This is a genomic window from Nitrospiraceae bacterium (assembly GCA_035623075.1).
Taxonomy (GTDB): domain Bacteria; phylum Nitrospirota; class Nitrospiria; order Nitrospirales; family Nitrospiraceae; genus DASPUC01.
Genome location: DASPUC010000051.1, coordinates 26,857 through 42,136, shown reverse-complemented (window position 1 = coordinate 42,136; position 15,280 = coordinate 26,857). Strand labels below are relative to the sequence as shown.

Annotated in this window: 19 protein-coding genes; 1 reads left to right on the top strand and 18 read right to left on the bottom strand. The window is 56.9% G+C overall.

All coding sequences use genetic code 11. The features are described 5' to 3' along the window. The 18 genes from VEI50_15260 to VEI50_15175 all read right to left on the bottom strand — a co-directional run. The coding region (locus VEI50_15260; protein HXX76488.1) for a hypothetical protein at positions 1 to 462 on the bottom strand (462 nt) is incomplete at its 3' end. 132 nt (positions 463 to 594) lie between these two features. After that, complete coding sequence (locus tag VEI50_15255; protein HXX76487.1) at positions 595 to 840, bottom strand: helix-turn-helix domain-containing protein; 246 nt, start codon at positions 838 to 840, stop codon at positions 595 to 597. Between the two features lie 133 nt (positions 841 to 973). Continuing rightward, positions 974 to 1,525, bottom strand: coding sequence for a cytochrome P460 family protein (locus VEI50_15250; GenBank protein HXX76486.1), 552 nt, complete (start codon positions 1,523 to 1,525; stop codon positions 974 to 976). 12 nt (positions 1,526 to 1,537) lie between these two features. Next, a complete protein-coding gene (locus VEI50_15245; GenBank protein HXX76485.1) occupies positions 1,538 to 1,855 on the bottom strand; it encodes a hypothetical protein in 318 nt (105 codons plus the stop codon). After that, positions 1,852 to 2,238, bottom strand: a complete 387-nt coding sequence (locus VEI50_15240) for a hypothetical protein (GenBank protein HXX76484.1) — start codon at positions 2,236 to 2,238, stop codon at positions 1,852 to 1,854. Before VEI50_15240 ends, VEI50_15245 begins: the two co-directional genes overlap by 4 nt. 672 nt (positions 2,239 to 2,910) lie before the next feature. Then, complete coding sequence (locus tag VEI50_15235) at positions 2,911 to 3,126, bottom strand: helix-turn-helix domain-containing protein (protein HXX76483.1); 216 nt, start codon at positions 3,124 to 3,126, stop codon at positions 2,911 to 2,913. Positions 3,127 to 3,196: 70 nt separating this feature from the next. Further along, positions 3,197 to 3,325, bottom strand: coding sequence for a hypothetical protein (locus VEI50_15230; GenBank protein HXX76482.1), 129 nt, complete (start codon positions 3,323 to 3,325; stop codon positions 3,197 to 3,199). 30 nt (positions 3,326 to 3,355) lie between these two features. Further along, positions 3,356 to 5,530 carry a TonB-dependent receptor gene (locus VEI50_15225; GenBank protein HXX76481.1) on the bottom strand — a complete coding sequence of 725 codons (2,175 nt, stop codon included), beginning with the start codon at positions 5,528 to 5,530 and terminating at the stop codon, positions 3,356 to 3,358. A 74-nt stretch (positions 5,531 to 5,604) separates the two neighbouring features. Continuing rightward, complete coding sequence (locus VEI50_15220) at positions 5,605 to 5,922, bottom strand: hypothetical protein (protein HXX76480.1); 318 nt, start codon at positions 5,920 to 5,922, stop codon at positions 5,605 to 5,607. After that, positions 5,919 to 7,040: an ABC transporter permease gene (locus tag VEI50_15215; GenBank protein HXX76479.1), complete on the bottom strand. Its 1,122-nt coding sequence runs from the start codon at positions 7,038 to 7,040 to the stop codon at positions 5,919 to 5,921. The genes VEI50_15220 and VEI50_15215 overlap by 4 nt, the downstream gene beginning before the upstream one ends. A gap of 46 nt (positions 7,041 to 7,086) precedes the next feature. Continuing rightward, entirely contained in the window at positions 7,087 to 8,250 is a 1,164-nt protein-coding gene (locus tag VEI50_15210; GenBank protein ID HXX76478.1) for an FtsX-like permease family protein, read from the bottom strand. Between the two features lie 3 nt (positions 8,251 to 8,253). Then, entirely contained in the window at positions 8,254 to 8,928 is a 675-nt protein-coding gene (locus VEI50_15205; GenBank protein HXX76477.1) for an ABC transporter ATP-binding protein, read from the bottom strand. 14 nt (positions 8,929 to 8,942) lie between these two features. Further along, on the bottom strand, positions 8,943 to 10,295 hold the full coding sequence (locus VEI50_15200) for an efflux RND transporter periplasmic adaptor subunit (protein HXX76476.1): 1,353 nt from the start codon (positions 10,293 to 10,295) through the stop codon (positions 8,943 to 8,945). Positions 10,296 to 10,373: 78 nt separating this feature from the next. After that, positions 10,374 to 11,642 carry a sialidase family protein gene (locus VEI50_15195; GenBank protein HXX76475.1) on the bottom strand — a complete coding sequence of 423 codons (1,269 nt, stop codon included), beginning with the start codon at positions 11,640 to 11,642 and terminating at the stop codon, positions 10,374 to 10,376. Positions 11,643 to 11,669: 27 nt separating this feature from the next. Further along, complete coding sequence (locus tag VEI50_15190; protein ID HXX76474.1) at positions 11,670 to 12,245, bottom strand: TlpA disulfide reductase family protein; 576 nt, start codon at positions 12,243 to 12,245, stop codon at positions 11,670 to 11,672. A gap of 78 nt (positions 12,246 to 12,323) precedes the next feature. Beyond that, positions 12,324 to 12,572, bottom strand: a complete 249-nt coding sequence (locus VEI50_15185; protein ID HXX76473.1) for an integrase core domain-containing protein — start codon at positions 12,570 to 12,572, stop codon at positions 12,324 to 12,326. Positions 12,573 to 12,705: 133 nt separating this feature from the next. After that, a complete protein-coding gene (locus tag VEI50_15180; GenBank protein ID HXX76472.1) occupies positions 12,706 to 13,770 on the bottom strand; it encodes a TonB family protein in 1,065 nt (354 codons plus the stop codon). Next, positions 13,767 to 14,288 carry a hypothetical protein gene (locus tag VEI50_15175; protein ID HXX76471.1) on the bottom strand — a complete coding sequence of 174 codons (522 nt, stop codon included), beginning with the start codon at positions 14,286 to 14,288 and terminating at the stop codon, positions 13,767 to 13,769. Before VEI50_15175 ends, VEI50_15180 begins: the two co-directional genes overlap by 4 nt. A gap of 558 nt (positions 14,289 to 14,846) precedes the next feature. Between VEI50_15175 and VEI50_15170 the strand changes: the two genes are divergently transcribed. Further along, positions 14,847 to 15,197: a hypothetical protein gene (locus VEI50_15170; GenBank protein HXX76470.1), complete on the top strand. Its 351-nt coding sequence runs from the start codon at positions 14,847 to 14,849 to the stop codon at positions 15,195 to 15,197. The last annotated feature ends 83 nt before the right edge of the window (positions 15,198 to 15,280 follow it).

The following is a 15,280-nucleotide window of genomic DNA, read 5'->3' as shown; positions in this document are numbered from 1 at the left end:
TCGAAACTCGAACGCGTGCGACTCTACCCGCCCCTTGCTTGTGACGACTTTGATCCCGAGAGGAGAGACTGAGCTGATTCGATACACGCCATCCTGCGGCACCGAAAGGCCGATGAGTCCGACGTAGGAGCCAGAGGAATTTCCTCCTGACCCCGATTCGACCAGCGCTTGCACGGCATCAGCCGGAGACAAGGTCACTGCAAGGGCGGATATGGACGGGGTCACGGGATCCGTCTTGGCCCGGTCTGCCAGTGCAACTAGCCTGCGTGTCGGACCTTCTATGGCTTGGGTCCATTCAGGGGGTAATTCCAACGCGTTATCCGAGCAATCCATGCCTCCCTCCGGAAAGAGGCTATGCGCCTGCGCGTTGATGGCTCCAGCCGCCACAACCGAGAGACACAGAATGCAGAGAAGACTTGGCCATGCTACCCTCCATCCGCGCCCTCTCAGAATGGTATGCATCGCTCCTCCCAAGTGGTCACCCATAGGGCCAGGGTGGGGGAGGCAGTCAACCATCCCACCCTGGTAGCAGGCCCGAATGAAGGGTGTACAACCTCCAGGCCTGAATGATGATGTCTCGATCCGCCGCGTGAGTTATCGCTTGCCCAGCCTGACTGAATCCAGCGGCACGACACGGCGCGGTCGTCGGTCGAAAGCCTCCCACCGCCCGGTCCGATTGGCCTCGACTAGCCGATCTACCGAGTCGCGAAAGATCCGGAGACTTCCTCGACCGATCTTCGTCGCCTGCAGCTGACCCTCATCGATCCATCGATAGATCGTCCACGTACTCACTTTGAGAACCTGCGCCGCTTCTTTGACGCGCAGGAGTGACGATTCCATTGTGTCACCTCATGCTTACCTTCTGGAGGTGGAAGGGAGCAGCCTGACGGCCGCTCCCCAACCGGGCTTGACAGGAGGTAGGTCGACCCACTCCAAGCGCCGGTCCACCATCGGTCGTGGCAAAGGACCAAACCTAGTGTTTCTTTGCTCGCATCTGGAAAAATTCATCGTACCGGTGCGTGAAGTCTTTCTGCATCAACGGCGCATGACAGGCACGGCACTTGGTAAAGTCTTCAGTCAGCGTTTTGCCATCCGGACCGTACGCAGAGAAGACCCAGTTGCCATTCTTGAGATTGTCCGGAACGTCCTGACCCCAGCCCTCCCCTTTCTCCATAACAAACACCTTCGTCAGATCGTCCTTCACCAGCTTGCCGTCTACACCCTTCATCAGATTGTCGCCGTCGGCTTTCGCTCTGTAGAGCTCCATGACGAAGATCGTCCCATTCGAAAAAGGCTGTCCTTCGGCCACTCGATCCCCGATCGGATTGACGTAGAGCTCGCGTATCTGTTTGACGTCCGGTCGCTGGACTTCGGAAAGGAACTTTGGCCACGATTTGTAATTGCCTGGCAGAGCGATCTCCCCATCATGTGGGACCTTTGGCATCTCTGCCGTTGCCTGCAAGGCAACGAATCCCGACAGGACGAATGTCATTACAATCGGCCTGACCAACACGATTCTGAGCATCACCTCTCCGTTTTAATGATGACTGGGTTTACTAATAACCTCGCCGGTACAATGCCATCCATCGCCCTTGACACCGTTTACCGCCGCGGCGAGGTGCTCGGGTTTTGCCTTGCCGGACTCGACGGTGACCACTGCATGACCCTTCATACTCTTGAAATCAACAGCCTTTACACCGGCGACCTTGGTCAGCGCATCGCGAACATCGCTGAGATAGGCATCACAGAACTTTCCGCCGAGCATGAGTGTCACTTTTTCGTCGGCCGCCCGGGCCGGTGTCGCTGTCGCACACACAATCCAGACCAGACAAATGATTCTGACTACGGCATTCATGGCCTCTCCTCCTCATGAATCGTCCGGACGTGAGACTGACCTCGATCAACACGCGCCGAGCAGCCCCAGCCTGCTGCAAGCGTCTGTTCGACCGCGTCGGCAAACTGTTCGGGCGTCTTGCTACCTGACTGGTAATGGACAAGCACAGTTCCATGATCATTTAAGAATTCCACCTGTTGAACGACACTGAATGAACGAAGGGCTCCCTCAACATCTTCCCGATGGTATTCACACATGCGCCCATAAATCTGAATGATCGTCGTGTCTATCGTTTTCGAGGACGCAGCGCCCAGGTTCGGGCTCCCAATTGTTAGAACGATAACTCCGATCGCCACCAGTCTGCCCGCTAATCCCGAAGAGGACATTTCATGAACCTCGTTCACAGCCAACACTCCTTTCCATGTCGATACCACATGATCGATAGGGCCCCGGGGCGGAGGCCAGAGGAGGCCCCACCTACGCGCCGGACGGGCCGAGCAAAGCAGTCTCCCGACTCGGGCATCGCGACAAGCACAATCAATTCTCACTGCGTACCGATATCAGAATTGCCGGACAGGGGACGCGAGAGGAATCACGAAGAAGGATGTCCGCCCTGGATCCCTTGTCCGAGAAGAATGAAGGGAAGAGACGGCGGCGCGCGCGAGTGCAGTAGAGAAAAGAACCCAGCGGAAGCAAATTGAGTAGGAACCTGAACAACGAGCTGGACCACTGGCCCTATCGAAGATGCCGGAGACTCTGTCGCCACGGCAGCATTGGACGTGACTTGACAGGCCCAGGCACAGAGAGGATTGTGCGCGGGTGACCCCTGCGAGCCATGGTGCTCGTGTCTACCGGAACCAACGGCGTGGTCGAAGACGCAGAACGCAGACATGATGGCAAGCGCGGAGTAGACCAGCACTACCACCCCTACGACTGCGATCCTCTTTTGTGATAGGGCCGAACGTTTCATTTACTTGTGCTTCCCCGTAGCCTGGTTCTAGTACTCTTCTGTCACAGAGCTGTCTACCAACGCTTACTGATGGATGCTACAAATTGCATCGCTAATGTGCTGAGGATCAGTGTGCACAGCGCTTCGCTCCCGACATCGCACTGTTTCTATCGACTTGACTCTCATAAACCAATCCCACAATGGATTCATGAAAGATTCGGAGACTGCCCTTGCCGATTTTCGTGGCGCGCAGCCGCCCTTCATCCACCCACCGGTAAATTGTCCACCGACTGACACTCAAGAACGCTGCAGCTTCGTCAACCCGAACGAGTGCTTTTTCCATGAGGACCTCCATTGCGAACGCTTTGTGACGGAGCAGTAACTAAGTCTGCCCCTGTTACGGTTCGACCTGTTCAGAACAACCCCAACGTCACGCCTCCATAGATGGCCCGTCCATAACCTGCATAGAACAGTTGATTTTGTGCATCCGGAGTACCGTCAGAAATCACTGCACCGGATGCGGCGTAGTGCTTTTTCGCCACATTGTCCAACTCCGCACGAGGGTCATATTGTTACAGGGTAAAATTGACCCCCCCGAAGACCATCACGGGAGCACCGTTGGCATTATTGGATCCGAAAATCGTTGGCCCGCTGAAAGATGCCAGATATTTGTCATTTGTGATGTTGGTCCCGATGACAAAGACATTAACTCTCTTATGGATCGGGTAGCTGGCGTTAACATCAAGGATTAACTGATTGGAGAGGCGGCTAAAACCGTCCTGGATGGCGAAGATATATTCGTTCGCTCGCATCCGGATAACAAAATCCAGCCCCTCAGGTTTCCGGTACCGGAGACTAACCGTCTCAAAGTGCATTGGAACACCGGGGGTCCTTGATCCCTCGAGGAAGGAGCCATTGATCTGCTGAAACGTGCTGGCCGAAGTACTAATGAGCTTTGAATCGGTATAGACATAACCAAACAGGGCCGACCAGTATTGCCACAATTGAACCTCCCCCATGAGCTCTACGCCTCGAGACTGGATTGTCCCGGCATTCGCTATTTGGAAAAACTGAGTATTCGGGACTGGGAGGGCGGTGATCGCGTGCTTCACATCACTCCAGAAAAGGTTGAGCTGTCCCTGAAACCGAGAGACGTTGAGTTCGAGTCCGGCATCGCCACCTACCATGCTCTCAGGAGCCGTGAAGGGGTTACTGACTAGATTAAATCCAGGGGACTGAAAGTTGCGATACAAGTTGTCCAGCGTCGGAGCTCGAAATGCCCTATAGACCGCGGCCCGTATGGCCAGAGGTTCGGTGATCTGGTAGCGCGTGGCCAACTTGGGATTGACCTGGATATTGCTCGTGGGCGAAAAGTTGGTTGTTTGAGGGTTGGTTGGACCGGGGGACGTTTGCACATTGCCCGCATAGTTTTCGTAGTAATCCATCCGCACACTGGGCATAAGTTCGAGCTTGGGCATCGGAACGATGCTGGTTTGTCCAAAGAGGCCCGCAAACAATTGCTTTCCAGATCCATTGAGGGTGGTTGGGGCCGCGCCGGGAGCACTATAGAGCTGGGAGTTATCGGTACCTTGGACCCAACGCATGTCCAGCCCCACTTGAACAGAGCGGACCGTCTCGTTGAAGCGTCGCTCATACTGGGTAAAGCCGCCTACGCTTGTGACCGGCGTTTGATGGAGATTGGAGAGAAAGTCTGAGTTGCGGTCAATATCGCCATTGCAGCAATTGACGTTGCTGGGGTTGTTGGTGGTGAAATTCTGCTGCCAATAGAAGAAGCTGGCCTGGAGGTCTTCCTGCTGGGTCAGCTTCCACGTCGCGCCCGTGTTGAAGATAAGCGTGTTCTGAAGATTATCGGACAGCGACTGCCCAGTATTCTCAGTACTGTTGTACAGGTTGCCGCGGGCATACCACTTGAAGTCCGGTGATGTGTAATCCGATTTGAATTGAAGGTTTGTGTTCGCGTTGCTGGCCGGAATATCGGTCAGGCCACGCTGAGTCGGTTGCTGCGGGGTGTATCCGCCCGTTTGTTGATAGTTCACGTTGGCGCTGATCCCAAAGTAACCATCGATCGTGCGGTAGCTACCATAACTATTCGACCGAATCGTGCCGTAAGATCCCCCCATGAGCGATTGACCGGCTTGGGTGGGTTGGGCGTTCTTGGTGATCACATTGATGACGCCACCCATCGCGTAGTTGCCCCACAAGCTGGAGGCTCCTCCGCGGACCACTTCAATCCGTTCAATCGTCTCTTTTGGAACCATGTTCCACTGCACATACCCGAAGAAGGGATCGTTGAGCGGGACGCCATCTATCAGCACCAGAGCCCGAGGCTGCCCCAGACCGCGCATGCCCATAAAGTTCGCTGTCGGATGCTGACTAAAACTATCCAGGTACGGCAGCTGCACACTTGGGATTTGTTGCATCAGATCGTCCGTCCCCACGATAGGAGCATCGCTGACGTCTTTTCGGGTCACGATCGTTGCACTGACGGGAAGATCGGTCGCAATCCGTTCGGTGCGGGTCGCCGTCACCACTACTGGCTGGGCAAGCACTTCAGCACCCTCCGGCTGTTCATTCGTGACAGGCTCCTGCTGTTCTGGCTTTGGTGGCTCTTGAGCGACACCAGGGTCGAGATGGAACAATATGCTCGATAAACTAATGAGAGATATGAGCGCAGCATAATAACCGTAGCGCATGATGATCCTCCTGTTGACCATGCGCAGCAGCACTTTATGCTCAGGTCGTGCCTGAAGCTGAGCAGGCTGCCGCGACGAATCGTAAAGCGTCAATGAGTGTAGGAATCTCAGATCGAGATAGGAGGACCGCGAGACTCGTATCCTACGACGACGAGGGGCGCCAGGAAGTCTGTTAGACTGATGTTATAACCAACGAAGGGGAGTGAGAGTGTTCGCGTGTAATCGGTCGCGGCCACGGCCGGCGAGACTGCGTGGCAAGCCGAGTCGCACAGTGCAGAATGACTCGAGTGCTGATGGTGTTCATGCTGATGGCTAGCCGGCGCACCATCTAGACAAAAGGTCGCCCATACTGCCATCAGGAGGTACAGAGTCGTAATGGCGATCGGCAGGCGAGTGACAGAGAGGGATCGGCGTATCGGCATCATAGGGTTCGCGCACCTAAGGCGTCTATCACACCGAGCCGCGCTGCTCGGACGGCCGGGAGCACGCTTCCGCATACACTCATAACGATGGCAAAGAGAAATCCAGACCCGGCGATCGCAGGAGACAAGCGGAATTCAAAGGCCAATTCCGAAAACGTTGACCAGTTCAGAACGGAAATGGTGATATGCTGGAGTAGTGAGGCGGTGAGGACGCCGAGGACCCCGGCGCAACATCCCAGGATAACCGACTCCGATAAGAACGCGAACAGGATATGAGAACGGAGAAAGCCCAGCGCGCGCAGAGTTCCGATTTCCCCGACCCGGCTCGCGACCGCCCCGGACATCGTCATGGTTGCGCCCAGTATGGCTCCGACGCTGAAGATCGTGGTCAGCGCCAAGCCGACCGAGCGAATGAAGGCCGCTAGCCGTGCGGATTTCTCATTGTAATAGTCGCGCTCTCGTTTGACTTGCAACAAGAGGCGCCGGTCTGTTTCGAGACGCTGTCGCAAGGATTCGAACGCGGGGCCATCACGCACCTTCGCGATGACCGAGGTAAAGGCCGTTCGTCCGAAGAGCGGAAGAAATTGTTCGGCATCCCCCCAGACTTCCGAATCGAAGCCGCTGCGGCCCGCGTCGAAGATGCCGACGATCCGCCAATCGCGCTTCCCAATGCGCTGCGACGTGCCGATGCGCGCCGATGGAAATTCTTTGGCAATCTGTGCTCCGATGACGATCTCGTCGGTCCCTGGCTGCCACCATCGTCCCTGCGTTAAACGCACCTGCGGCCTTAGGGTAATCGCTTCCGGAGACGTTCCGCGCAACATCACATTGCCCACGGAGCCACCGAGTTTGCGCATAGCGATGAGCACGACGAATTCGCCCGTGCCTAACGGCATGCCTCGCGCGTCCACAGCAATTTCTGGCTGTGTCAGAATGATGCGTGCCTGGTCGCGATATACGGAACTGGAGATCTCAAGCGTGGTGCCCTTGCGCAGAATGAGGGCATTGTCCGCCTGCCCCGTGCTTGCGAGTGTCCGTTCGAGACCATGCGCCAACATGAGGACCGCGGTCAACACAAAAATGACCAGCGAGAGGCCAATCAGGGTCAAGGCAGACGTCATACGTCGGGCCAGGAGATTGCGAAGACTGTACGAGAGCCACAACATCTTACCCTAGGTGCCGCAGTCCGTCCGTGGGCGCCATTCGGATGAGCCGGACGGCGGGTCCAGCCGCGGCAACCGCGGCAACGAGCAGTGTCACGATGATCGTCAGCGAAAGGGTCTTGAGATGGACGGTAAAGACGGGAAAAAAAATGATGCTCTGGAGCCAGCCGCCGAACAGCGGTAACCCCGCCACGGTCAGTCCTACACCGAGCGCGGCGCCAAGCGCCGCGATGATCAGCGATTCCCCCACAATCATGGGCGCCAGTTGAACGGTGCGAAGCCCGAGCGTTTTCATGACGGCGTAATCGCGTGTGCGCTCGCGAATGCCCATGATGAGGACATTGGCTAAAACGAGCAGGGTGATGCCGTTGACGACAATCGCCATGATCTGCATCGCGGTCAGTATTCCGCCCGACATATCGACCAGGCCCATCTCGAACGCCTCCTCCGTCGCCGTCCGCGTTTCCGCAAGCGAATTGGCGAAGAGGCTGTCAATGGTGGCTGCGACATTCGAAGCCAAGGACGCATCCGCGACTTTCGTCACGTACCAACTGACATTTCCGGCTCGTTCCGGATCAATCACCTTGCGCCGCTCGTTCATGGCTTCCCAATGCATCAGCATCAACGTCTCATCCGTCTTTGGCTCCGCGCCGCGATAAATTCCGTGGAGCACGAAGTTCCAGTCCCCGGGGTACAGCGTGCCTTGCAACGGGATGACATCGCCCACCTTCCACCCGAAACGGGCGGCGAGCTTTTGTCCGACAATGCAGCCCATCCGATCGCGAATGAAGCTGTCACGTTCCGTCGGTGTCAGCAAGTATTCCGGGTAGACCGCGAGATAGCTGGCTGGCTCGACTGCGTAGATGGTGAAATAATCCCGTCCATCTTTGTACTGGCCTCCGAACCAGTTGGCGTACGAGATTTCGACGACACCGGGAATCGTCGCAATCTTTTCACGGTAGGCTCGAGGAATATGCAGCGGTTCTGAAATGGCGTGGACTGTGATGAGCCGGTTCGCCATGGCTGCACCGATTCCGGAGCGCCACGCATCCAATGTGCTTTCTAAGAGCGCAAAGGAGAGGACCACGCTTGCAATACCACCGAGGGTCAAGGCGAGGCGGATCTTTCGGCGGAAGGCATAACGTACGACCAACATGCCCAACGTCATGGGTTACTCCAACACGCCCTTGTCCAGTCGTCGCACAACTTCAGCCCGTTCTGCAGCATGGGGGTCGTGCGTCACCATGATGATCGTCTTGTTCATTTCACGATGGAGCCGCGTTAGCAGCAGGAGAATGTCTTCCGCCGACTCTCGGTCCAAATTACCAGTCGGCTCATCGGCTAGAATGATTGTTGGGTCAGTTACGATGGCGCGCGCCACGCCCACTCGTTGTTCCTGTCCGCCTGAGAGCTGCCGTGGGTAGTGATGCATGTGTGTCGTTAAGCCGACCAAGGCTAGCACCGCCTGAACGTGCTCGCGCCGCCGTTTTTTCGGCAGCGGGGTGAGGAGCAGCGGAAGCTCGACGTTTTCGGCAGCGGTCAAGACGGGAATCAGATTATAGAACTGAAAGACGAAGCCGATATGGCGTACACGCCACGCCGCCAGAGCCGATTGGCGCAGGGTGTTGAGGACTGTCCCCGCGACCGTGAGCGTGCCGCCAGTCGGCTGGTCAATTCCGGCTATTAGATTGAGCAGCGTGCTTTTTCCTGAGCCTGAGGGCCCCATTATGGCAACGAAACTATTTGAAGGAATTGCCAAGGAGAGATCTTGCAGCACTCTGAGCTCCTGGTGATCCCGATAATACGACTTCGTGACGTGCTGCAGTTCAATGAGTGCGTCAGACATAGTCGTGGCTGGTCTTACGGTGCGCTGGCGATCTTGACCCGCGATCCCGACGTCAACCCAGCGGGCGGATTGAGCACGACCGTCTCGTTCATCGTCAGTTTTCCACGTATCAGGACCATATTGTCAACCGTCGGCCCGGTCTCGACGGGGACCACGGAAAGGACATCATCAGTAACCCTCCAGACAACCTGGTGACCGTCGCGGGACACAATGGCCTGCATTGGCACAGCTAAGCTATCGGTGTTCGATATCACGGACGAAGAGTCATCTGAGAAGATAACCTTGGCGCTCGCTTCAGGAAATACCCGGTCATCGATCTCGAGGAATCGGACTTTGCTCAGCACCGTGGCTTTTGACCGGTCCGCGGTGGGTACCACCTGGAAGACTTCCCCACGATATCGTCGATTCGGGACGGCATCCAATGCAATGTCAGCAGCCTGACCGGAGTGTATACGGCCGATGACCGATTCCGACACTTCGGCTTCCACCATCAGTGACTGCATGTCGGCGAGCAGGACGATCGCGGCGCGCGAGACCGTCGACGCTGACAAGGGGGCGACGACCTCGCCCACCTCAGTAAACTTCTTCAGGACCGTTCCATCAAATGGCGCCCTGATGTTGGTATTCTCTACGTTGATCTCGGCGGCTTGCTGTTCAGCGATCGCCGATTTGATCGCCGCTTCGGCAGACGATACAGCTGCTTCGGCCCGATGCACCCGGGCAGTGGCAATGTCCACATCGGCTTGTGTGACAAATCCCAGAGGGAGCAAGCGCTGGAGTCGCTCATGCTGTAACTTCGCATCCCGGAGTTCCGGTTTGGCGCTGTTGAGGCTGGCGTGTGCAAGCTCCAGTTTGGCATGAGCCTGCCGTAGGGCAGCATCCACATCAGTTCGTTGAAGACGGGCGATGACTTGCCCTTCCTTCACGCGATCGCCAACGATCACGCCCAGATATTCCAGACGTCCTGTCGCCTTAGATGCAACAGAGGCCTGCCGCTGGGCAACTACATACCCGGTTGCGGAAACCCCAGATACCGCCGACCCAGCCGATAGCACGGTCACACGCGCGGTCGAGACGGTGAGGGGGCGAGCTAAGTAGTTCGAAAATATCCAGCTAACCAGCCCGAGACCCACAAGGCCGATCACTGTAAACCATTTCAATCGAGAAGATTTTGTATTTTTACGGGAGCTGTCCCCAGTCTCGCGCGGAATTCGTAGAGCGGTCAAATCGGCAGTCCCGACCGTACGCCCTTCGGTCGGCGTAGGCTGAGGTTCCTTTGGCGGCTGCCACGGCTTTAAGAGAGGCACGGAACCAGATCCCTGCGGCTCACAGCCATACCATCGTCGGACGTCTATTGCTTGTAACACGGAATTGGTGTCTTCATCGCGCGTTGCTCGATATCGCAGTAACTTCGACGTTCATGGTTCTAGCGGCATTATAGTCAATCATGGCAGGAGTGGTGAAAGATTGCCGGAGCGAAGGACGATCCGATTGTTTGGCCAAGCATGCTCCGTCCAACTGATCGCTACAGATCCGTCGGCATGGATCGCGACGGTGGGATATTCTGCTTTCGCGCCGTCGCTCAAGGTTTGGAGCGGCCCAAAGCTTCGGCCGCGGTCAAGGGAGATGCGCATCACGGTCCGTTTACGGACACCCGTGATTTCCTCCCAGACAGCGATCACTACTCCGTCGGGATGCACGGCCATCCGAAGCTGATCAGGGACGGACGTCGTGGAGGTGTGGAGCGAGACAGGCGTGGAAAAAGTCTTGCCGCCATCATCCGAGGTGGCCACAAAGAGCCGCGGCTGCTCGTCGGCGCCCTCGGTATACCAGGCGATGTACACCCGTCCGGTTCGGTCAAATCCGATTGATGGGCCTCGGTGAGGACAGGCCGGAAAGACCCACCCGTCTTTGTGGACGAGCGTTGGCGCAGAAAAGGTCTGTCCAGCATCTGTCGAGTGTGCCACCACGATATCCCGAACATTACCCGCGAAGGTTTTACGCCAGGCGACCCAGAGACTGCTATCAGGCGCGGCGGTCACCATGGGACGGCAGCATGGGCACGCCATGCCGTCCATGGTTCGGTTCTTTTCAATGGTCTGCCCGCCGTCGCGCGAACGTGCGAAATGTATTCCGGCTCCACTCTTCTCCTTATTACGATTGTCCAGCCACGTGATGGATACAATACCGTCAGCACCGGCGTGAAGTGATTCAAAGCTGTGATTGATCGGAGCTCCGTCATCATTCACGAGACGCGGTGGCTCGAACGTCGCCCCTCGGTCGTGTGACACGGATAACATCACATCCGCTGCAAATTCCGCTGCCGGGTGCTTGTCGGCCCGAGCCCACGTGATGAACACCTCCTGATGGGGGCCGATCGTCAGTCCCGGCGCCTGATGCAAGCTATCTGGCTCGCTACTGGGCGGATTGACTTGCGTAGGCGTGGCCGAAACGGACTTCTCAGCCGTGAGTTGAACGGTGCGAAGTGCCCGTGTCTCTCCTTGCTGATCAAACCAAGCCAGGTGAAGATGACCGGTCTGATCGAACTGTAATGCAGGCGGAGAAAGCTGGTACGTGCCTTCGACCACAGTTTTTGTCGGTCCAAGTGGGAGCGAGGGAAGAGTCAGAGCCGGCTCGGCCATGAGCGATTCAGCGGCTAGGAGGATGGCGAGCACACTAGTGAGGACAGTCCCAGGAAACCTAAAACGCGTCATGACTGGATCGTACGGGCACATAGGTGTTTAGCGAGCTCCATCACGAAGACGCTCAATGAAGCTGACTGCGTCGGCCCCGTCCCATTCTCGTGGGCCAACGGCGCGGCCAACGACTGTTCCGTTTTTTGCAACAAAAATGGTGGTTGGTAACCCCCGGACCATGAGGGCGGTGGCAACGTCCCGCTGCGTATCCAACAATACCGGCAGCGATGAATTCAATTGGTTCATAAATTGTTTGATGCGGGTGTCTTCATGTTCCGCAGTGATCGTCAAAACGGCTACATCGGCCGGGTCGAATCGCCGACTTAATCGATCCAACGCTGGCATCTCCTCTTTGCAGGGCCCGCACCAGGTCGCCCAGAAATTCAGCACTATGACCTTTCCACGCAACGACGTTAACTCAACGGTCTTTCCGTTTATCGTCGTGAGCTCAAAGGCCGGAACGGGCGTCCCTTCGCCCGCACGGCTTACTTTGAGGCGGGTAAAATCGTCCTCTGCCGCCAGCGTTGCGGCATACATTGTGAGACACACTCCCGAAGCGATGATGATGCGTTGCCAGGGCAGACGATGACTCATGGCGAAACCGGCATACCCGTCGCACATGCTCGTGGATGATTGCCGCCTCTTTGCTCCATGGCTTCATTCAAACTCATAGATAAGGATTGACCTCCCCCCTAGTTGTTAGGCCACCCTCTGAGCTACTGGTCTATACACCGGCTGGGGTGAGCTAGTGTCAGGAGTTGGTGGTCGATACCCAAGGGCCCTATGCGGACGCTGCGCGTTGTAATGACGCCGCCAACGATCCTCGAGGACGTGCGCCTCGTGTAGCATATCGAAGAGTTCCCCTGTTCGGCAACTCCTCTCCCAACTGCTGGATGGTGCGGAGTTTCCGACGGACGTCGCGCATACCGAGGCCTTTGCCCAGCTCAATCGCGAGCGTTCGAAAATGGCCAATAATCTCTTCTGCAGTGCACCGCTTCCGCTCTAGGGTTCCCTTTTCTCTAGCCTGTGAGCCTCACTCCTCTGCTGGTCTGGTTGAAATGAGTAAGGTCATATCGGTCCTCTAGTTCGCCAAGCTGAACACAATCGGAAGACTCACGACGATCTGTGGTTTCCCTAACTCATGTTTCATATGCAGCGGGCAGGCCAGTTTCACCGCCTCCACCGCCGCATCGTCGAGGACCGCGTGCCCTGAACTTGTGATCACACTAACCCCGGCCAGATGCCCATCCGCGCGAATGACTACCTTCAAGACTACCCGCCCCTCCAGGCCGTGTAAGCGAGCAGAATTCGGGTAGCGTTTCAATTCCGCGACCCGGCGCCAGAGCGACTCCCCAATCCAACGATAATCGGTTCGCACATCGGAGGTCTGCGGTACGGCCTTAGCGACTTGCACTGGAGCTTGTGCTACCACCGCACTCGCTGATGGCGCGGTTACCGACGCGATCTGTTGCTCCTGCACTTTAGGAGCCTCCGCACCCGCAACGGTTGGAGACGAATCCCCAATAGTCTGCCAAGGCGTCACTTCAGATTGCGTCCGGATGGCAGGCGTCATAACTGTCGCAGTTTCATTGGCGGGGATGCTCGCCACAACCGGAGCTTGTGCAATGACTGATTGAGCAGACGTTGTAACGACCGGCGCTTGGGTGGTCACTGCCGGCAGGCTTCCCTCGGCAGCTCGTTCCTGAGGCTGCGTCTGCTTTATCACCGATTGCTCGGACGTCACCGGTTCTGGCCTCTGTGCGGCAATCGTCTGTTCAATGGGTTTAACTGTCTGCTCGATGAGTTTCGCCGTTTCGACGACTTGTTGAACCGCTCGCTGAACGACGGCCGGCTTCTCTACCGTCTCAACCTGACGCGTCATGACTTGAGAAACTGGCGCAGCCTTCGCAGTTGCTTCCGCTTGAGGCTTCGACGCCGGAGAAGAAGGGACTGGTTTTTCCGGTTCCGCCGTCGCCTCTTGCTGGACAGGTTCCACCAGTGACACTTCCCACTGGAACACGTCCTTCATGGGGATGGGCTGGATCTGAGCCATGAATACCACAGCCATGCCGACTACAACTGAATGAGTCGCGACAGAGATGCCCCAGGCCTGAATCTGGAGTTTTTTGTCGGAACTTGCCGTCACTTGAACACCACCTTGGCAACTCCCTTTATCGGAACATCGGTTTGCCCAAAATCCGACTCTCCACGGAAACTTCCGGGAGTGGAAAGTCCGAATTCTCCCGTCTTACCATTGTGGAGCGCAATCACCAGAGTCACCGCATCGGCAGTGCCGGGAGATTTGTTCTCGACTTGCTTGATTTGGTCGAACCGGATGTTGATCGTCGAGTTTCCACGTTTGACCGGCAAATGTCGCAGCTCATGCGGAACAAACGACGTCTCGCTGAGCTTCTCCTCCCAATAGAACACCACGTTTTTGATTTCCGTTTCGACGCCTTGAGCATCGGTGACGACCGCCGTGAAGGACTTCTCCGCTTTGGTTTCTGAGTACGCCGCCGCGGCTGTCATCAGACCGGTGCCAGCAATGCCTATCGAGAGCGTAAGGGCGACGAGACGTGTGACAATGTGACCGTTCATGCTGTGATCTTCCTTTCCCGCTTCCTGGAGCGGCGAAGAGGCCTGATACCGGACTCGATCCGGCACCGGACACAACCACCTGGTCAAAATGAGTTAGATTGTCGAAAAGGGTGGAGGACCGCGAGAGGGCGTGGTCTCGGACGTGACCTGAGGGATGAATCTGAGGATCGGTGGGTCAGAGAACGCAACCGGAGAGCGTTCGATCAGAGGCGGGGCGTCAATCCCCTTCAGCACTTGCCCAGCCGCGCACATCCACGAACACAGAACCGTGCCGTGTGTGGCGCTGCCGTGATGTGCGTGGCGCGATTCGTGTGGGATCGACTGGCTCGAGGCAAGACCGCCGATGACCAGCAGACAGAGCACTAGGAGAATAGCAAGTGCTCGTTTGGTGCGGATGTGAGTCATACTCCTCTACCCCTAGCCCAATCGAGAGGGGGAGGTTAGTGGAGTACGACACTGAAAGTCAAGGACGGTTCGTCCCGTCCCACACGAGTGGGTTGCATTAACTGGGTCGTAAGTCTCTAACGGCGTATAGACGGAACACCAGGGCCTCCAGTCATGGTGGTAAAGTAACCGAAAGGGAATTAAAATAAGCTAATAGAATTTGAGGAAAGCGAGTGTATTATGCAACTTCTCTCTCGGGGACTGGTTCCCATTCTGGTGATAGCCGTGGGTGGGGCCTGCTCTCACAGCGGCTCTCTTCCCCAGCCCATCCTAGAGCATCTGGCGCAAGGGCAAACCAGTGTCCAATACGACGAAGCCCGGGATCTCCGAGCCTGTCGGCAAGAGGTGCGCGCCGCGGCCCCAGTGAGTATTCAGCCACGGTGGCTTCCACCGCTCGGCGGGTACACGAATGGCATCATACTGGGCACAGTCGACAGTCCGCATCCGGCTTGGCCCTCCCTGGAGGCGTATCGCCAGGAAATGGAGCGCTGTCTCGTCGCTCGCGGCTACCAGATCCATGGTTGGCAATAACGCTTGTCATCACTGGCATTGTCCTCTCCTAGGGAGTCAGACCCCGTTCCGTCGGTGTAGAACACGAACTGAGCACCTCCAGT